This window comes from Corallococcus interemptor (assembly GCF_003668875.1).
GTDB classification, from domain to species: Bacteria; Myxococcota; Myxococcia; order Myxococcales; family Myxococcaceae; genus Corallococcus; species Corallococcus interemptor.
Genome location: NZ_RAWM01000063.1, coordinates 29718 through 48024 on the forward strand (window position 1 = coordinate 29718; position 18307 = coordinate 48024).

General features: G+C 68.9%; 20 protein-coding genes. 6 read left to right on the forward strand and 14 right to left on the reverse strand.

Translation table 11 applies throughout. The features are described 5' to 3' along the window. Positions 1-22 precede the first annotated feature (22 nt). Together D7X96_RS22140 and D7X96_RS22145 are read left to right on the forward strand one after the other, a co-directional pair. Positions 23-385: a DUF3060 domain-containing protein gene (locus D7X96_RS22140; RefSeq protein WP_121770649.1), complete on the forward strand. Its 363-nt coding sequence runs from the start codon at positions 23-25 to the stop codon at positions 383-385. 118 nt (positions 386-503) lie between these two features. Next, a complete protein-coding gene (locus D7X96_RS22145; protein WP_121723421.1) occupies positions 504-1238 on the forward strand; it encodes a glycoside hydrolase family 16 protein in 735 nt (244 codons plus the stop codon). Between the two features lie 3 nt (positions 1239-1241). Here the strand turns inward: D7X96_RS22145 and D7X96_RS22150 are convergent, their stop codons facing one another. The 6 genes from D7X96_RS22150 to D7X96_RS41035 form a co-directional block, all read right to left on the reverse strand. Then, a complete protein-coding gene (locus D7X96_RS22150) occupies positions 1242-2648 on the reverse strand; it encodes a hypothetical protein (RefSeq protein WP_121770650.1) in 1407 nt (468 codons plus the stop codon). Between the two features lie 6 nt (positions 2649-2654). Next, positions 2655-3449 (reverse strand): hypothetical protein, encoded by a 795-nt coding sequence (locus D7X96_RS22155; protein WP_121770651.1) that lies wholly within the window; start codon positions 3447-3449, stop codon positions 2655-2657. Between the two features lie 61 nt (positions 3450-3510). After that, positions 3511-4434: a Hint domain-containing protein gene (locus D7X96_RS22160; protein ID WP_233609860.1), complete on the reverse strand. Its 924-nt coding sequence runs from the start codon at positions 4432-4434 to the stop codon at positions 3511-3513. A 216-nt stretch (positions 4435-4650) separates the two neighbouring features. Then, positions 4651-4905, reverse strand: coding sequence for a hypothetical protein (locus tag D7X96_RS22165; protein WP_120547431.1), 255 nt, complete (start codon positions 4903-4905; stop codon positions 4651-4653). Positions 4906-4940: 35 nt separating this feature from the next. Beyond that, the gene (locus D7X96_RS22170; RefSeq protein ID WP_120547430.1) at positions 4941-5684 is read right to left on the reverse strand and encodes a hypothetical protein; all 744 of its coding nucleotides are present in this window, start codon (positions 5682-5684) and stop codon (positions 4941-4943) included. A gap of 321 nt (positions 5685-6005) precedes the next feature. Continuing rightward, positions 6006-6434, reverse strand: a complete 429-nt coding sequence (locus D7X96_RS41035; protein ID WP_244219682.1) for a DUF885 family protein — start codon at positions 6432-6434, stop codon at positions 6006-6008. Here D7X96_RS41035 and D7X96_RS22180 point away from each other — a divergent pair. Beyond that, a complete protein-coding gene (locus tag D7X96_RS22180; protein WP_121770652.1) occupies positions 6318-8045 on the forward strand; it encodes a GMC oxidoreductase in 1728 nt (575 codons plus the stop codon). The two genes, D7X96_RS41035 and D7X96_RS22180, sit on opposite strands and share 117 nt — an antisense overlap. 10 nt (positions 8046-8055) lie before the next feature. Here D7X96_RS22180 and D7X96_RS22185 read toward each other — a convergent pair whose 3' ends face one another. Beyond that, the gene (locus D7X96_RS22185) at positions 8056-9252 is read right to left on the reverse strand and encodes an FAD-dependent monooxygenase (RefSeq protein WP_120547428.1); all 1197 of its coding nucleotides are present in this window, start codon (positions 9250-9252) and stop codon (positions 8056-8058) included. 149 nt (positions 9253-9401) lie between these two features. Between D7X96_RS22185 and D7X96_RS22190 the strand changes: the two genes are divergently transcribed. Then, entirely contained in the window at positions 9402-9920 is a 519-nt protein-coding gene (locus D7X96_RS22190; RefSeq protein WP_120547427.1) for a hypothetical protein, read from the forward strand. 11 nt (positions 9921-9931) lie between these two features. Here D7X96_RS22190 and D7X96_RS22195 read toward each other — a convergent pair whose 3' ends face one another. Then, on the reverse strand, positions 9932-10840 hold the full coding sequence (locus D7X96_RS22195) for a LysR family transcriptional regulator (protein ID WP_121770653.1): 909 nt from the start codon (positions 10838-10840) through the stop codon (positions 9932-9934). Positions 10841-10935: 95 nt separating this feature from the next. On the opposite strand from D7X96_RS22195, the gene D7X96_RS22200 reads away from it, so the two are divergent. Beyond that, a complete protein-coding gene (locus tag D7X96_RS22200) occupies positions 10936-11814 on the forward strand; it encodes an aldo/keto reductase family oxidoreductase (protein ID WP_121770654.1) in 879 nt (292 codons plus the stop codon). 93 nt (positions 11815-11907) lie between these two features. Here the strand turns inward: D7X96_RS22200 and D7X96_RS22205 are convergent, their stop codons facing one another. Further along, entirely contained in the window at positions 11908-12279 is a 372-nt protein-coding gene (locus D7X96_RS22205; protein WP_120547424.1) for a type II toxin-antitoxin system PemK/MazF family toxin, read from the reverse strand. A gap of 101 nt (positions 12280-12380) precedes the next feature. On the opposite strand from D7X96_RS22205, the gene D7X96_RS22210 reads away from it, so the two are divergent. Beyond that, the gene (locus tag D7X96_RS22210) at positions 12381-13271 is read left to right on the forward strand and encodes a CPBP family intramembrane glutamic endopeptidase (protein ID WP_121770655.1); all 891 of its coding nucleotides are present in this window, start codon (positions 12381-12383) and stop codon (positions 13269-13271) included. A 12-nt stretch (positions 13272-13283) separates the two neighbouring features. Here D7X96_RS22210 and D7X96_RS22215 read toward each other — a convergent pair whose 3' ends face one another. The 5 genes from D7X96_RS22215 to D7X96_RS22235 all read right to left on the reverse strand — a co-directional run bounded on the left by D7X96_RS22215 (position 13284) and on the right by D7X96_RS22235 (position 18237). After that, complete coding sequence (locus D7X96_RS22215; RefSeq protein ID WP_121725305.1) at positions 13284-14204, reverse strand: LysR family transcriptional regulator; 921 nt, start codon at positions 14202-14204, stop codon at positions 13284-13286. A 14-nt stretch (positions 14205-14218) separates the two neighbouring features. Continuing rightward, the gene (locus tag D7X96_RS22220) at positions 14219-15007 is read right to left on the reverse strand and encodes an SDR family NAD(P)-dependent oxidoreductase (protein WP_121770656.1); all 789 of its coding nucleotides are present in this window, start codon (positions 15005-15007) and stop codon (positions 14219-14221) included. A gap of 85 nt (positions 15008-15092) precedes the next feature. Beyond that, positions 15093-15986: a CheR family methyltransferase gene (locus D7X96_RS22225; protein ID WP_121725303.1), complete on the reverse strand. Its 894-nt coding sequence runs from the start codon at positions 15984-15986 to the stop codon at positions 15093-15095. 4 nt (positions 15987-15990) lie between these two features. Further along, positions 15991-16530, reverse strand: coding sequence for a chemotaxis protein CheW (locus tag D7X96_RS22230; RefSeq protein WP_121770657.1), 540 nt, complete (start codon positions 16528-16530; stop codon positions 15991-15993). Between the two features lie 15 nt (positions 16531-16545). Further along, positions 16546-18237 carry a methyl-accepting chemotaxis protein gene (locus D7X96_RS22235; protein WP_120547418.1) on the reverse strand — a complete coding sequence of 564 codons (1692 nt, stop codon included), beginning with the start codon at positions 18235-18237 and terminating at the stop codon, positions 16546-16548. Positions 18238-18307 lie beyond the last annotated feature (70 nt).

An 18307-nucleotide genomic window follows, 5' to 3' on the forward strand; every position in this document is an offset into this window, starting at 1 on the left:
CCACTCCCAAGGGGGACAACGGATGAACAGGAAGCTCGGTACGGCGGTGTTCATGATGGCGGCATGTGCCTTCGGCCCGATGACGGCCGTCGCGCAGGAGGACTCGGCCAACATCGACATCACCGGCACTGGCGAGACCGCGACCCACGCGTGCACTCCGGGCAGCACCGTGGAGATCACCGGCGCGGACAACACCGTGACGCTGACCGGCGAGTGCAAGAGCATCACCGTGAACGGCTCCGACAACAACGTGAAGGCGGAGGCCACGGGTGCCATCTCCGTGACGGGCAACTCCAACTCCGTCACCTGGAAGCGCGGTCTCGGCAAGTCGAAGCCGAAGATCAGCCGCACCGGCACGGACAACAAGGTCACCCAGGTGAAGTAGTCGCTTGGGCCCGGGAGCCCCGAACCGCCCAAGCAGGCAGGGGCTCCCCGGGAACGCTGTGGGGCTGCCGCAACGGTGGCACAATCCCATCTCAAGCTTCTCGAAATGGGGGTTGTCCATGCGCAGCGCACAAATCCTGGGAATCGCGTTCGTGTCCAGCATTGCCTTTGCTCCGCTCGCGGAAGCAAAGAGCGTGTCCTTCTCCGGCTATCAATGGGAGGTCCGCGGCGGTCAGGGTGGCCCGGGGCCCAACACCTGGGATGACCGCAACGCCTGGGTGGATGCGAATGGCTACCTCCACCTGAAGATTGCCTGGCGCAACGGACGCTGGACGGCGGCGGAGGTCTACATGCCGCAGCAGCGGCTGGGCTTTGGCACCTACCAGTTCAAGGTGATTGGCCGGCCGGACCTCTTCGACGACAACGTGGTCCTGGGCCTGTTCAACTACACGCGTCCCGACGTGGGCCCGGACGCCACGAACGAAATCGACATCGAGTTCGCGAAGTGGGGCGGCAGCCAGCCGCAGATGGGCAACTGGGCCGTGTACCCCGCCGTGACGGGCATCCCCTACTCCCATCAGGCCTACCCCATCAGCCTCGGGGGGACCTACTCCACCCACCGCTTCCAGTGGTCGTCGAGCCAGGTCTTCTTCCAGGCGCTGCATGGCCACCAGGATGGCAACGTCAACCAGATGGCCAGCTGGCTCTTCAATCCGCCGGACTCCGTCCAGCGCGTTCCCCAGAACCCCCTGCCCGTCCACATGAACTTCTGGCTCTTCCAGGGACGTGCGCCCAAGAACGGGCAGGAGGCGGAGGTCGTCATCGCGGAGTTCAAGTTCACCCCCGCGCCTTGAGCCTCAAGGGGCCACGTACTCCCGGGGGCGGTAGTTGAGCCGGACCGCCTCCACCTGCCCGTACAGGAGCGGGTCCTGGTACATGCACGAGCGTCCCGGCAGGTCGTCGCACAGGGCGGGCAGCATCCTGCGCATGACCAGGGGAATCAGCGCGTCCGACATCGGGATGCCATTGAAGTGCGAGTACCGGGCGTTGATGAACCGGGAGAGCGCCAGCGGCGCGACCCAGGACGTCGTGGCGCGGGTGATGGGCTGGATGTCCACCCCGAAGCCATCCACCTGCAAGAGCGGCGTCCGGTTGTAGTCGAAGGGCCGGTACGGCAGCACGCCCGTGTTCACGTAGATGTCGACGTTGGCCCGCTCGGGCCAGCCGGCGATCTGCGAATACGGTCCGCGGCCGTCGGCCCCCAGGCCGGAATTGAGCGACGTGAAGTACCCCACCAGCAACCGGTTGGGGAAGTCCGCCGACGGGAAGTCGAAGGGGTTGTCCTGCGCGCTGGAGGCGCTGAGCGCGGCCTGGGCCGCGAAGACGCCGGGCGTGTGGAAGAGCACGTCGTAGATGGGGCGGTAGGCATTGAGCTTGCCGCGCAGCACGTTGTCGTCCGGACGCGGCCCGGAGCAGAACGTTGTCCACTCCTGACGCACGGCCTCCAGTGTCATGCCCGCGCTCAGGTTGACGAAGCGCACGCCCTGCGCCGACATCAGGCCACTCAGCTGCGACGCGACGGTCGAGGCCTTCGCCCACAGGCGGTCCTGGGAGGCCTGCGACCCGGAGGCGTCACAGAAGTCCTCCAGCGCGAAGTTGTGGAAGCTCAAGGTGTCCAGCAGCACCAGGGGCTGGTGGGGATTGGCCTCCACCAGCAACGACAGGACATAGCTGCCATGTCCGGCGTTGTTCCCGGCATCGTAGAAGCCATAGGTCGACGCCAGCGGCTCCCTCAGCGCGCGCAGCTGTTCCGCGGGATGGAAGTCCGGGGTCGCGAACGTGCTGAGGCCCTGGAAGAGCGTGACGGGGGCCCGCCAGGAGAAGGGCACGGCCCCGACCTGGCCCTGGCCGTTCACCCGGAAGTAGCCCTTGATGCGGTTCTTGTAGCGGATGGCTCGCGGCGGCAGCGTCGGGAAGTCATCGATGACGAGGATGGCTTCGCCCGTGTTCTGGCTCATCGCGAACTGGCTGGGGTTGTAGGCGAAGTCCCCCCAGTTGCAGACAGAGACGTCTGGCTGCTCGCGGAAGCACCGGTCCGCCAGGACGGCCTGGCGGACGGCTTCAATCTGATCCGCCAGGACGGGGTCCATCTGCTGGCTGAGGGGCGGATCCTCGGGGGGAATCACCGGAGAGGCAGGGTCCCCGCCGCAAGCGCACAGCGAACCCAGGAGCACGGCCTGCAACGACCATCGAAGCGGATGCATGAAACCTCAGGGACGCATGAGGGTGGCGGTCATTTCGGAGGCGCGCTCCCGGCCAAATTCGGCCTTCAAGCGCATGAAGACGACCTCATCGTAGATACGTCTGACTTCTTCTGGCTGGTCGCCAGCGAGCCCCACCGCCCGCAGGGACTGGGGATTCCCAGACGAGAAGGCCTCCAGCCCCTTCACGTCGATGTAGGCGTGCACAAGGTCGTGTAGGTCCGTGGAGCGGCCCTCCGACAGCTTCCCGTCCCGCGCCAGGGAGCCGGTGAGATCCCGGGCCACGGCTTCCGCGGAGCGGGTCAGGTACCGGTCGTCCCCCCTGCGCGCGGCCGCGGTCACCACGGTGACGGCCAGGTAGCGGGACTCCGCCTGGAGCTCGCCAAAGGCCTCCTGGGCGAAGGAGGGCTCCGCCAGGGTCTTCTCGGCGATCTCCGCGCCATGGGGTGAGGCCAGGATGCTCTCCACGAGCTTCTTCCGGGTCACGCCCTGGTTGTAGAGCCCCTGCACCGCCATCATGTCCTGATAGGCGTTGAGCACGGCCACGACCTCTTCGCGAGGAAACCCACCCACCTGCTGGGGAACCTCCGGCTGAGGCATCTGCTTCTTGCGCTCCTGCGCCAGCGCGGTGGCCCTCGCCTCCATGGTCTCCAGGGTGGCGGGCACGATGACCCGGGCCTTCGGCGCGGCGGGCGCCGGTGCCTGGGTTTCGCCGGCAGGCCACAGGGCCACGAGCAGGCTCGCGCCAAAGGCCACCGCGGCCGTCACCACCAGTCCTGAACGCCAACGGCTACCACGACGCATGAAGGCTCCCGGGAGGAAGGCCCGCTTCCGGCGCTTCGCCGGAAGCGGGAAGAGGCAACGGCTAGCGACGCACGGCGATGGAGCCCAGCTCGCGCGCGAGCTGGTTCTGCCAGGCCAGGTCGCCCACGAGGACGCCCTCGGCGGCGACGAAGTGGCCGGCCTTGTCGTCGGCGTTCACCTCGAAGTTGTACACGTCGAGCATGGTGGGCTCGCGGGAGATGCTCGTGACGCGGACGGTGGCGCCATCCAGGGCCACGAACTCGGCACCGGCGCCGAGCGTCTTGGCCTCCACCACGCGGCCGTCGGCCAGGAGCATGCCGTGGTTCTGGGTCACCTTCAGCGCGCGGCCGTTGTCCAGCGCGAAGACGAAGAGGTCGGCCCGCTCGGCGCCGGCCGTCTTCGCCTTGATGGACTGGCTGATGAAGCCCGGCGCGCTCAGCGTGGTGTTCTCATCCAGCGCCACCAGCTTCGTGCTCTGGCTGATGTTCTTCGCGGACACCCACTCGGCGAAGCCATCGCGGCCCTCGACGAGGACCTGGGTGTTCGCCTCGAAGCAGCCGCACTTACAGACCGCGGCGATCTTGTTGTAGCGGTCCACCGCCGGGTAGTAGCCGTTGGCGGTGCCCCAGTTGTAGGCCGCCGCGGTGATGAGCTGGTTGTTCAGCGCGTACGTCAGCTCCGTGATGCACTCCGACTGCGTGATGCCGCCCGCGCAGCGGGTCTGGTTGTTGGCGGCGTAGTACTGGTACGTCGCCAGGTTCATGCCCGGACCGGTGTCACCGGAGGGAGGCGGCGGGTCCCCCGGGTCACCCGGGTCATTCGGGCACTGCGCGACGCCCGTCAACGGCTCAATGGGGCAGTAGATGATCTCCTGGGACTGACTGCCGACCGAGTCCTTCTCCTGGGCCGCGGCGGGCTCGCCACAACCCGTACCCAGCAGCGCGACTCCCAGACACATCGACACGAAAAGACCACTTCGATTCATGAAGTGCTCCATCAACAGCCAACAGCGTTGGGGTGCAAGACACTCACATCCATCACGACAAGCAATGACGAGGGCCGGAAACGATGGAGCAGCTGCCTTTGGCGGGCGCTCGACACCGTGTTCAACGAGACCCCTTCGCGGAGAGCCAGGGCGGCTCAATCCAGCGCACGACAGCGCCGCCCCGGCGGTGACACCGGGGCGGCGTGGACTGCTGCTTCAGTAGGGCAGGGCCTCACCCCGCGCCCGGATGGACGCCACGAGGTCCTGGCGCGCGGTGCCGTACAGCCCCGCGTCCAGCACGCCCGCGCCGGTGTCCAGCAACCACAGCTCCATCGCACCCGTGCCACCCGTGGCGGCGGTGGGGGCCGCTCCCGCCACGGAGGCGGCACCCAGGCTCACGGGGACGACGGCGGCGACGGCGGTCAGGCCCATCGCCTTGAGGAAGTGACGGCGGTTCGAGTCTCCCGACATGACACGCTCCTTCGCTTGAAAAGTGGTGGAAAGCCTCAGGACACGACGAGGCCGAAGCCGTTGTAGTAGCCGCAGAAGATGGTGTAGCCGCCGCGGTTGCACGTCTCCGGGTTGGTGATGAGCAACCCCGAGTTGTCGTAGTTACGCGCCGCCGTGCCGCCCGGCTTGTGGCACCAGTGGTTGTTCAGGCACAGCCGGTACCAGTGGTAGTCGTAGCCCGGCCAGATGACCAGACACACGTTGTAGTTCGCGTCGGACCGACACGCCGTCAGCCACCCGTCGCGCACCGCCGCCGAGCCCACCGCCGAGCAGTCGATGCTCGTGTACATCGACCCCGCCGCCCGTCCCGGCTGGGCGAAGGTGTTGGTGCGGTAGTTGCTCGCGAAGTTGTAGCAGTTGTTGTACGGCTGGTAGCTCGCACCGTTCCAGAACGAGAAGTCGGTGTCGGAGGTCTGGGCATTCGGGTAGCAGATGGTCACGAGGCCCTGCACGTTGCGCGAGTCGATGATGGTGGCTTCCGCCTGGGCCAGCACCGGTCCCGGATCCTTGAGGTCCAGGCGCGCGCTCTCCGCCGTGTGCAGCAGGAAGCGGGAGCTCTCCGCCGCCTCCGGCTGGAACGCGCCACCCAGGCGCACCATGGACGGCAACCCCAGACGCTTCCAGTCATCCGCCATGCCGGTGTCCTCGGCACGCACGATGAAGCCACGGTAGCCCAGGCCGCCCGTGTCCGAATCCATCGGCAACAGCTGCGATGGATCCGCACGGATGCGCTCGGTCAACTGACGCGCTTCGCGCTCCGAAAGAGTCCACCGCGGATTGGGACGCCCCGAGAAGATATCCAGCTCGACAGTCACCATTGTGACACCTCATGTGCGGGGCTTGAGCAGTTTCCTCGAACGCCCCGGGAAAGGCGGAGGTGAAGCCCTATCTGGATACAACCAGACTTCACCCCCGGTCAATGGTCTGTCTTAATTTTCTGTTCTTTACCACTTGACGCGCAAAGCCAACCTTGAGTGCTGATTAAAAGCCCTAGTGGATTCCCCGCATCCGAGGGGCATTTCGCCAATGGCATATGCGGGCAATCCCTTAGGGCCTCCGCGTCAATGATTGGCGTCATCGTCCAGCATCATCTGCTCCGTGTACAGGCCCCAGCCCTCGCTGAAGGAGCCGGAGCCCAGCAGCCGGCGCACCTTGGACTGGATGCGATTGGTCCACAGGAACCGCACGTAGTGGCCCGGGTAGGCCTCGTGGATGGAGACGATGGGCAGCGCGTCCCGGGAAGACGCCCACGCTTCCTGATGCGACGCAGGTCCTCGGCTCGCGGTGGTCCCCTGCCCCGCACCGTTCGCGGCACGGCTTCTGCAACTCCAAAGGCAAGCACCCCAAAGCCCCCGCTTGCGTGACGAGGTCCCATGGCCGCCAATTACAAGAAGTTCTTCGCTGGCTCCCGCAACATCCCGAAGGGCATCTCCCTGGGCTATCCCGTCCCCGGCCCGCAGGAGGCCAGCGCGGATCAGATCGCCGGACAGGCGTTCTTCGCCTCCCCGAATGACTGGGCGGACATCCAGGCGTCGGCGTATGACTTCATCGTGATTGGCACCGGGCCCACCGGTGTCGCCTTCATCGAACAGACGCTGAAGCACAACCCGAGCGCGCGCATCCTGGTGCTGGAGCGGGGCGGCTTCTGGCTGCCCACGCACTACCAGATGCTGCCGCTCGCGTTCCAGGCCGCGACCGGCTCACCGCCCACCACCTACCCGTGGACGCGCACGTCGCGGATGGCCACCACGGAGCAGGAGTTCTTCCAGGCGGGTTACATCCCGGTGCTGGGAGGCCGCTCCACCTACTGGAGCGCCTGGTGCCCGGCGCCGGGCCCCGACCTGATGCGCGACTGGCCGCAGGAGCTGATCGACGTCACGCTCCAGCCGGGCTTCTGGGACCGCGCCCGCGCGTTCCTGCACGTCACCACGATGGACCGGGTCCACGACGGCGTCTACGGAAGCCTCCAGCATCAAATCGACGTGAACCTCCGGGAGAACTTCCGGCGCTTCGTGCCCTCGGCGCAGAACGCGTTCCCCGCGCCCATCGCCGTGGGCCATACGCCCTGGAAGGGCGTCAAGTTCTACAAGTACTCCACCGTGGGCACGCTGCTGGACCTGCAGCAATCCCAGAAGGCGCTGGCGGCCCGGGGCAAGGGACAGCCGCTCACCATCGTGGACCACTGCGTCGTCGACCGGCTGGTGCATGACGGCCAGGGGACCGTCACCGCGCTGGAGACGAGCCGCGGCCCGCTGGCGGTGAGCTCCGCGAAGGTCGTGCTGGCCATGGGGACCATCCCGCCCGCGACCCTCCTGATGAACTCCTTCAAGGAGGCCCTGCCGAACATCGGCAAGCGTTACACGGGGCATTTCATGTCCCACATCACGGCGCGCGTGAAGCGGTCCGCGTTCAAGGACCTGTCTCCGCTGGAGATTGGCGCCACCTACCTGGACGGCAAGGCCCCCAATGGCTTGCAGTACCACGTGCAGACCAGCGCCTTCGCCTCCGCGAACCCGGAGTCCGACGAGAGCACCATCGCCCACGAGGCCCCGGACGCGGCGGCCGTCGCGTCGATGGCGCAGCTCAAGGGCTCCGAGGATTACGTCGTGTTCGTCTGCGCGACCCTGGGCGAGGTCAGTGAGCAGAACCCGGACAACTGGATCCGCATGAACGGCGGCACGGACCCGGCCACCAACATCACCCTCCAGCTCCAGCCCGGAGAGCAGGACCACCACCTGTGGGACGTGCTGGATGAGGCGACGTATCAGGCCATCGACGTCATGGCGGGGCGCGCGGGGTGCTCGGGGGCGGCCCCGGAGGTCGAGTACTGGGTGGACGACGCGAGCGGCGACGGCGGCCAATGGCAGACGGAGCGGCCGGGCCGCAAGGACATCCGCCTGAACATCATCGTGCACGAGGCCTCGCCGCTGTGGATGGGCAGGGATCCGGCGACGTCGGTGGTGGGGCTCGACTACCGGCCGCACGGCGTCCACAACGTCTACGTGACGGGCGGAGCCCTCTTCCCCACGTCGGGCTCGTGGAACCCCACGCTGACCATGTGCGGCCTGGCGCAGGACCTGGCGGACCGGCTCCGCGGCTGAGCGGAGGCGTTCAAGCGAGCGGTGTGAGGTAGCGCGGCTCGGGGGCGGGCCCGGCCGCGCCCTGCATCTTCTTGCCGGCGATGGCCATCACCGCGCCCAGGATGCTGAACATCACGTGCAGCACTCCGAGCGGCTTGAGCACCATCTGCCCTGCTCGCGTCTGGCCCGCCTGCACCCGGTCGACCTCGGGCTGGCGTTCGTCCTGGATGCGCTGGAAGACCGCTGCGTCCAGCGGCCGGTCCTCCCGGAGGGCATCCAGCAGGTGGTTGGCGGCCACGAACGTGTCTTTGATTGCCAGGTTCAAGCCCTGCCCGCCCGACGGAGACATGGTGTGCGCCGCGTCTCCCAGGAAGAGCACGCCCGGGGCATGCCAGCGCGTCACCCGGTCCACGAGGATGCGCAGCACCTGCCACTCCGTGTGCTCGTCGAGCTTGCGCTCCACGTGGGGCCGGAGCGCGTCCGGCACGGTGGGCAGCAGCCTCTGGCGCAGCTCCGGGAGGTCCTTGCGCAGCCGGTTGAGGTCGCCCGGCTCGCTGAAGGCGACGTGCAGCCGGTGCCGCGTGGAGGGTTGGTAGACAACCACCCGCCCCTTGCCGAACATGTGCACCTGGAGTGACGTGGGCAGCGTCTCCGGTACGTCGGAGAGGTCGAAGCGCAGCCAGAGCGCATCGGCCGTCGTGTCGAACTGCTCGGTCTCCAGGCCGCAGGACTTGCGCAGGTGGCTGTTGCGCCCGTTGCACACGATGAAGAGGTCTCCGTCGACGCGCTCCTCCGCGCCGTCGCGGCGGGTCTTCAGCGCGACGACACGCCCCTCTTCCCGCACGGCGTCGAGTACCGTGGTGCCGAAGTCCATGCGGTAGTGGGGATGACGCAGGCACTGCTCGTGGAGCAGCGCGAGCATCCCGGGCTGGGACACCACGGCCCCCTGTTCGCGGGGACCGGGGACGCGGACCGTACGGCGCTTGCCCACGTACATGACCCGCTCGATGTCCGGCAGGGCCTGCCCTCGCTCCAGCAGCGCGGCGAAGAGCCCTGCCCGCTTCAGCGCTTCGACGACCGGCGCTTGCAGGAGCTCTCCCCGGAACTCTCGTTCGAAGTCCGGATGGCGCTCCAGGACGCGCACCGGAATGCCATTCGTGACGAGCTGATATGCGAGGACCATTCCGGCGGGACCACCGCCCACGATAACGACACGAGGAGGCTTCATGGCGGCCCTTCTACCCGACTCCCTCGTCCGCTGACGCTGTCCTGGAAGCCCATGCGGCGGTGTGTGGTATTGAGCTGGCTGTGCGTCCCGCCTATCCCTCCCGCTTCGAGCGGATCCCCGCCGCGGCCCGTACCTGGATGTCTCGGGCGATGCTGCTGCTGGCCTGCGCCAGTGTGATGGCCACGTCGCGAAACCGGTCCGACAAGGTGGCGTCTCCGGTCCACGCCGGCGCGCCCATCCGCCTGACGGCGGACGCCCCCAAGGTCACGCGCACGATGGTCGTCCGGGTCAGCGCGAAGGAGAAGCCAGCGAAGCCGGTGGCGGGGGAGCTGCGCATCCAGGCCCAGGCGAAGTGGACGCCGAACGACCCGGCCGCGACGGCGCAGCCCAGGCTGGTGATCACCCACTTCGACACTGCGTCCAACCTGGGGAGCCAGTCCGGTGTCCTGGAGCCCGGCGTCAGCGTGCCGGTGAAGAGCGTGGGGAGCCTGGGTTCCGACTGCTCCATGAACAGCGGCTGCGAATGGACGGTGCAGGTCGCCTTCGAGGTGCCTGCCAACACCGTCCCCGGAACGGCCGACGTGGAGTGGACCGCTCAGGCCTCCGCGTACGTGCTCGGCGACTCCAACGTGCCCAAGGGCTTCACCGTGAGCCTGTCCGAGCCCTGAGCGCGCCGGACTCAGCGCGCCTCCTCCGGGGCCTTGATGAAGTCGATGAACGCCCGCAGCGGCGCCGGCACCAGGCGCCGCCCCGGGTAGTAGAGGAAGGGCCCTGGAAACGGCTGCCACCAGGGCTCGAGCACGGGCACCAGGGCGCCGGTTTCCAGGTGTGGACGCAGCCAGTCCTCGAAGAGGTGCACGATGCCGGTGCCCGCGAGCGCGGCGTCGACGGCGAGGTCCGTGGCTCCGCCCGCGCGCACGATGAGCGGCCCCGTGGGCTCCACCGTCACCACCTCGCCGTCGCGCTCGAACTCCCAGAGCGTCATCGCGCCGCTCGCGAAGCGCCCCCGCAGGCAGGCATGCCGCAGCAGGTCCCGGGGGTGTTCCGGCCGTCCATGCCGCTCCAGGTACGCGGGAGCCGCCGCCGTGGCGTTGCGTTGGACGCGCGGCCCGATGGGCACGGCGATCATGTCCTGCTCCAGCCGCTCGTCGTAGCGGATGCCCGCGTCGCAGCCGGCCGCGAGGATGTCCACGAAGCTGTCCTCGGTGATGACCTCCAGGTGGATGTCTGGATAGGCCGCGAGGAACGGCGGGACGATGCGCGGCAGCACCAACCGTGACGCGCTGATGGGCACGTTGAGGCGCAGCACCCCGGCGGGCCGGTTGCGGTAGCCGTTCACCACGTCGAGCGCGGCTTCCATCTCCGTCAACGCGGGCGTCAGGCGCTCCAGCAGTCCTTCGCCGGCCTCCGTCGGGACCACGCTGCGCGTCGTGCGGTTGAGCAGGCGGACACCCAGCCGCTCCTCCAGCCGGCGGACGGCGTCGCTCAGCGACGACGCGCTGCTCCCGCTCAGGCGCGCGCCCTCGCGGAAGCTGCGGGCCCTGGCCACCACCACGAAGGCGTTCAAGTCACCCAGGTCGACCTTCACTGTTCGCCGCTCCGCACAACCTGTACGGGTCGTGCCCCGTTATCCCGAAAGCCCGCGCCCGCTATGCATGCTGCATCCCAAAAAGGAGACGCAGCATGCCCGGTATCGATTCCTCCAGCACCTTCCCCCTCGGTGGCCGCCCCGTGAAGCGCCTGGGTTATGGGGCGATGCAGCTCGCGGGACCCGGTGTCTTCGGTCCGCCCAAGGACCCGGACGCGGCCCGGGCCGTCCTGCGCGAGGCCGTGGCCCAGGGCGTGGACCACATCGACACCAGTGACTTCTACGGCCCGCACGTCACCAACCAGCTCATCCGCGAGGCGCTGTCGCCCTACCCCGCCGGCCTCGTCATCGTCACCAAGATTGGCGCCCGGCGCGGCAATGACGGCTCCTGGCTGCCGGCCTACTCGAAGGAAGAGCTGACCCAGGCCGTGCACGACAACCTGCGCAACCTGGGCCTGGACGTGCTGGACGTGGTCAACCTGCGAATCATGTTCGACACGCACGGCCCGGCGGAGGGCTCCATCGAAGCGCCCCTCACCGTCCTGGCCGAGTTGCAGCGCCAGGGCCTGGTGCGCCACATCGGACTGAGCAACGTCACCGCCACGCAGGTCGCGGAGGGACGCCGCATCGCGGACATCGTCTGCGTGCAGAACCACTACAACCTGGCGCACAGGCAGGACGACGCGCTCATCGACTCGCTCGCCCGCGACGGCATCGCGTACGTGCCCTTCTTCCCGCTGGGAGGCTTCAGCCCGCTGCAGTCCTCCACGCTGTCCGCCGTCGCGGCCCGGCTGAAGGCGACGCCCATGCAGACGGCGCTCGCGTGGCTGCTGCGCCGCTCGCCCAACGTGCTCCTCATCCCTGGCACGTCGTCCGTCGCGCACCTGAAGGAGAACCTGGCCGCGGGCGAGCTCCAGCTGCCGGACGACGCTCTCAAGGAGCTGGACTCCGTGGCCGGCGCCCGCCCCGCCTGAGTCCAGGAAGCGTCGCGCAGCCGCGCCAGCAGCTCCGCGACGACGGGCCGCACGGGGGCCTGGGGCAATCCCGTTTTGCCGCCGTGAGGCGGCTCAGTCCCTGAAGAAGGACGCCTGCTGGAAGCGCAGGCCCGCGAGGACCTGTTCGACCCGTGTCTCGGAGAGCGCCCCGATGCGCTCTCCGAGCCGCGCCTTCTCCACCGAGGACACCTGGGACACGACCACCACGCTCCGCTTCGCCAGCTGGCCCTCGCCTTCGTCGAGCAGCACGTTGCCGGGCTCGCCCGCCTTCTTCAGGTTGGAAGTGAGGGCGCAGACGACGACGGTGTGGATGCGGGAGCGGTTGAAGACGTCGTCCTGGATGACGAGGTAGGGGTGGGCAATGGGGGGCACCGAGCCCCGCGCCTCGTCCGGCTCACACCAGTACAGGTCTCCCCGGAGAATCGTCCTCGGACCTGTGCTCATGGGACGGGTTGTGCCACGCCGTGTCGAACCGGGGCAATCCTTCCCAGCGCCGTGCGTTGGTTGTAGGCAGGGCATGCAACCACGCTGAGAGGTCGAACCGCATGAAGGCCGTGTTCCGGGATGGCGAAGGACACCTGCGCAACGGGTGGAAGGGCCTGGGCTTCGTCGTGACCTCCGCCATCATGGCGGGCATCCTGATGTGGGTCTGGACGCTGCTGCCAGACGCCGTGCAGCCGTTCCTGCCGCACTCCTTCTTCGGCTTCCTGGGCGTGCTGCTGGTCAGCCTCGACTTCCTGTACCTTGAAAAGCAGCCCCTGACGTCGCTCGGCATGTCGTTGGACCGGCGCGCGGGGCGCGACCTGGGCCTGGGGGTGGTGGGAGGCATCGTCATCGTGGGGATGGTGGCGCTCGCCGGCTGGGCGGCGGGGGCCTACCACCTGGAGCGCGCCGGGAACGCCCAGCTGGCGTCCATCGTGAAGGCGGCGTGGCTGATGCTGGGCGTGGGCCTCTTCGAGGAGGCGCTCTTCCACGGCTACCTCTTCCAGCGCGCCATCCGGGGTCTGGGCACCCGCTGGGCGCAGGTCGTCATCTCCCTCATCTTCTGCCTGGCCCACCCCTTCAACACCGCCATGGAGGTCCCCACGCGCATCGTGGCGATGGTCACCACCTTCCTCGCGGGCTGGATGCTGGGCCTGTGCTACCTGCGCACGCGGCACCTGGCGCTGCCGGTCGGCGTGCACATGGGCTGGAACTGGTTCCTGTCCGTGATGGGCTTCGGCGTGAGCGGCAAGGAGTCCCGAGGCTGGTGGACGCCCGTCTTCGAAGGCCGCCCGGAGTGGGTGTCCGGCGGTGCCTACGGCCTGGAGGCGTCCATCTTCTGCGTCGTCGTCCTGTGCGTCGTGATTGCCGCCCTGACGCGCTGGAAGGGCTCCGCCGCGCCGGAGACGCAGGCGCTGCCCCGTCCGGAGCAGGCGCCCGCGCTGAACGGATAGGCGCTCAGGCCTTCAGCGCCGAGGCCGACGGCGAGCGGCGGCCTGCGCGGCCAGGTACTCCGCGAACACGGCCTCGAAGGTCGCCGCGAACTCACGGATGCGCGGGACCTTGCGCAGGTCCTTGTGCATCGTGAGGTAGAAGCGGAGCGACGGCAGCGGCGTCTCCAGCCGCACCGGGAGCAGCTCCGGGTGGTCCTTCGAGGCCCCCAGTCCCAGCATGACCAGGCCCATGCCGCCCTTCGCCGCGTGCAGCCGCGCCTCCATCGAATTGGAGCGGAAGGGGAAGCGAGCCGCGCCCCGCTGCATCAACCAGCGTGAGGGCCCCTGCCCGCGAGGCGTCTCGTCCTCCACGACGAAGTCCTGCTCCCGGTAGTCGTCCGCGCCCAGGAAGCGCTTGGGAAGCGAGCGCGAGAGGTAGTCCCCGCTGGCGAAGAGGCCACTCTCGACCTCGCCCAATGGCTTGTCGATGAGCACCGGCGAGGAGGACCGCCCGCCCCGCACGCCGAGGTCCGCTTCGCGCGAGGACAGGTCCACGAACCGCAGCTCTGAAATCACTTCAAGCTGCGTCTCCGGATGCAGCCGCCGGAACCGCGTGGCCGCCTCCGCCGCCCCTCCCCCGAAGCCGTCCGGCACGGAGACGCGGATCCTGCCTGCGTAGGGTGAACGTCCTCCCTCGTCCCGCCGGTGCGCGCGCAATGACTGCTCGAAGCGCTCCGCCAGCGCGATGAGCTCCAGCGCCTCCTTCTCCAGCCAGGCGCCCTGCGAGGTGCGGTGGACCAGCGCGCGCCCCAGGTCCTTCTCCAGCGCGCCGATGCGGCGTGCCACCGTGGAGGTGGACAGGCCCAGCTGGAGCCCCGCCGCGAGGAAGCTGCCGCCGCGATGCACTTCGAGCAGGACGCGGAGGTCATCCCAGGCGGGCAGTTTGTTTTCCATGGATGGAAAACACTCTAGGCCGCCGGGAGCGCGGGCGTCTTCGGCCGGGTCATCCGCGCGATGAGCTTCGCGCTCAGCGCCCGGGAGAAGAACCGGTTGGCGAAGGCCGCCATCCGGTTGACCCACCCATGCACCACCGACGAGCGCCCGGCGATGAACGCGGCCAGCCCTACGTCCACCACGTCCTCCGGACGCGCCTTCCTCCCAGGGGACGCGCCCTCTCCGGAGCGCTCGAAGAACGGCGTGTCCGTCGCCCCCGGCGACAGGGCGAGCACCCGCACGCCGCGCTCGCGGTACTCCGCCCAGAGCGCTTCGCTGAAGGACAGGACGAAGGCCTTCGTCGCCCCATACACCGCCATGTACGGCGTCGGCTGGTACGCGGCCATCGAGGCCACGTGGATGACACCGCCCTGCCGCAGCTCCAGCATGGGCAGGAAGACGTGCGTCAGCTCCACGAGCGCATGGACGTTGAGGTCGATCTGCTCCAGCTGATCTTCCAAGGGCAGCACGTCGAACCCACCGTGCAGGCCAAAGCCCGCGTTGCTCACCAGGACGTCCACCTCCAGCCCCTTCGCGCGGACCGCGTCGAGGAGCTTCCGGGGCGCCCCCGGCGCGGTCAGGTCGAAGGGGAGGACGTGCGCGTTGCCCAGCTCCGTCGCGAGCGCCTGGAGCTTCCCCTCGCTGCGCGCCACCAGCACCAGCGTGGCCCCGCGCCGAGACAGCTGGCGGGCGAACTCCGCGCCAATGCCCATGGACGCCCCCGTCACCAGCACCGTCTTGCCCGCGAAATCGAAAGGTCTCATGGGGCAAGGATGGGCGCCGGCCGCCTTCACGACAACGGAGAGCGGCGGGCACCTGCTTTCCGGAAATGGAAAGCGGCCGCGGCGGCTACTCGCGCGACGGGAATGGAGGCCCCGGGCGCGGCGTGTAGACGTTGGCGCTCACGGACCTGGCCGACGCGGTGATGCCAATCAGGCTCTCCGCGTGCCCCAGGAAGAAGTAGCCCGTCTCCGGCAGCCGCGAGAGCAGCCCCTGGATGACGCGCGTCCGGGCCTCCGCGCCGAAGTAGATGAGCACGTTGCGGCAGAAGATGATGTCGAACGGGCCCACCGGCCAGGTGGCCGGCGCGTGCAGGTTCGCGCGCGCGAAGCGCATGAAGGTCCGCAGCTCCGGGCCCGCCGTCATCAGGCCCTCCTGGGTGCGCACGCCCTTGAGCATGTACTTGCGCAGCAGCACCTGCGGGATGGTCCGGGCCCGGTCCAGGTTCCAGAGGCCTTCTTCCGCGCGCTTCACCGCCCAGGTGGACAGGTCCGTGGCGACGACCTCCAGGCTCCACCCGGAGCCCTTGGGGAACGCCTCCAGCAGCTCCATCGCCAGCGAGTACGGCTCCTCGCCCGTGGAGCACCCGGCGCTCCAGACCCGGACGCTGCGGGGACGGCGGCCCTGCGCCGCCTGGGCCGCCCACTCCGGGAAGACGTGCTCGCGCAACAGCTCGAAGTGCCGGGGCTCGCGGAAGAACGACGTCTCATGGGTGCAGAGGCTGTCGAGCATCCGCACCTTCTCCGCCTCGTTCCCCCGCGAGGTGACGTACGCGTGGTACGCGGCGAAGGACGAGAGCCCCAGCTCCCGCAGCCGCCGCGACAGCCGGTTCGCCACCAGCGCGCTCTTGGCGGAGGACAGGTGGATGCCGGCCTCCGACTCCACCAGGGCCTGGAACAGCGCCAGCTCCGAGCGCGTCAGCTCCGAGGGCAATGCGGACGGCCAGGGCCCGTCCCCGCTCATCCCCTCACCCGTTGCCTGACGCTTCCGGAGCCGCCGGAGCCGGGGCCGCGGCCTCGTCCGTGGCGGCCGTCAGCCGCAGGAGTTCCTCCAGCGACAGGAGCCGGTCCAGGTCCAGCAGCAGGATGAACGCGTCGTTGTGGCGGCCCATGCCCCGCAGGAACTCCAGCCGCACGCGCGTGCCGAAGGCGGGGGGCGGTTCGATGTCCGAGGCGCCCAGCTCCAGCACCTCGCGCACCGTGTCCGTGAGCAGCCCCAGCACCGTCTGCTGGCCGTCCAGCGCCACCTCCACGATGACGAAGCAGGACCAGCGGGTGATGGGCCGGGGCGGCAGCCCGAACTTCACCGCCAGGTCCACGACGGGCACCACGCTGCCGCGCAGGTTGATGACGCCCTGCACGGCCGCGGGCATGCCCGGCACGCGGGTGACGGGGCGGTGTTCGATGATCTCCCGCACCCGCAGGAGGCCCACGGCGTACTCCTCGCCCGCGAGCATGAAGCTCAGGTAGCTGGACCTGCCGTTGCCCGGTTCGGTGGAATCACTCATGGTTCACGCGCCTCCCTAGAACCGCTGGAAGTCATGGGGGGCCGGCGGCTCCGCGCCGTTCTGGAGCCGGGACAGCGCTCCGTTCGGAGACGCGGGCAGCGTGCCCTGCGCCGCGGCCTGGAGCCCGCGGACGGGCGAGGCCGGGGCCCGGTGGTGGGCCGGGGCGCGCTGCGCGGTGGGGCCGTTGAAGCTGAAGCCCTCCACCAACCGGAAGAAGTTCATCATCTGCAGCAGGGACTCGGCCTGCGTGGCCATCTCCTCCGCGGTGGAGGACAGCTCCTCCGCGGCGGACGCGTTGCGCTGGGTGACCTGATCCACCTGCGTCATGGCGCGGTTCATCTGCGACACGCCCACGGACTGCTCGCGCGAGGCGTTGGCCACCTGCTGCACCAGCTCCGACGTGCGGCGGATGGCGGGCACCAGGTCCGTCAGCAGCTGTCCGCTGCGCTCGGCGACCTTCACGCTGGAGGTGGCCAGGCCGCCAATCTCCTTCGCGGCCTTCTGGCTGCGCTCCGCCAGCTTGCGCACCTCCGTGGCGACCACGGAGAAGCCCCGGCCGTGCTCACCGGCGCGCGCGGCCTCCACGGCGGCGTTCAGCGCGAGCAGGTTCGTCTGGTAGGCGATCTCCTCCACGATGGAGATGCGCTCCGCGATGGCGTTCATCGCCTCCACGGTCTCCTTCACCGCGCGGCCGCACTCCTCCGCGTCCCGGGCGCCCTTCACGGCCGTCTGCTCCATCTCCCGGCTGTTCTCCGAGTTCTGGCGGATGCTGACGTTGAGCTGCTCCAGGCTGGCGGTGGTCTCCTCCACGGAGGCCGCCTGGGAGCTGGTGCCCTGCGACAGCCCCTGCGCGGCGGACGCCACCTGGAGCGACGCGGACGACAGCGAGCCCGCGGCGCCGCGCACCTCGCTGATGACGCCCGACAGCCGCTGGATCATCTCCCGCATGCTGCTCATCATCCGGCCCGTCTCGTCCGTGCCCCGGGAGACGATGTTCGCGGTGAGGTCGCCCGACGTCACCTGCGACGTCACCTGCACGGCCTCCGTCAGCGGCTGCACGATGCTGCGGGTGAGGAAGTAGGACAGCAAGCCCGCGAGCACCACGCCCAGCACGCCGCCCATGATGATCAGGTTGTAGAGGTCCACCACCATGGCCGCGGTGCGAGCGGTGCGCTCGTTCAGGAGGGTCGTCTCGTCGTCCGCCAGCTTGGTGAGCAGCATGCGGATGCGGTCCGCGGTCTGCTTGCCGCGCGCGGACTGCTCCACCGCGATGACCTGGGCCAGGTCTCCACGGCCCGCGGCGACCTCGCGGCGCTGGGAGATGAGCGGCTCCAGGTGCTGGGAGATCCACTGCTGCAACAGGTCGCGGATCTCCTGCTGGCGCTCCTGCTGGCGGCGGTCGCTCTGGGTGAACTGGCGGATGCTGTCCAGGTTCTGCGACATGCTCAACCGGCCCAGGTTGAAGGGCTCCAGGAACTTGTCGTCGCCGGTGATGATGAAGCCGCGCTGCCCCGTCTCCAGGTCGGCCATGTCACCCTCCAGGCCGCGCACGGCGATGAGCACCTTGTGGCTCTCGGTGTCGCCCTCGGCGGTGACGGAGACCTTGACGATGGTCGTGTACACCGTGACGACCAGCGCGATGATGATGGCCACCATCGCGCTGAAGGCGAGCGTCAGCTTCGCCGTGATGCTCAGGTTGTTGAACATGGTGAGACTCCGGAAGACAGCAAAAGTTCGCTACGGCGCCCGGGGGGCGTTCGCGGGGGGAGGGGTTTCC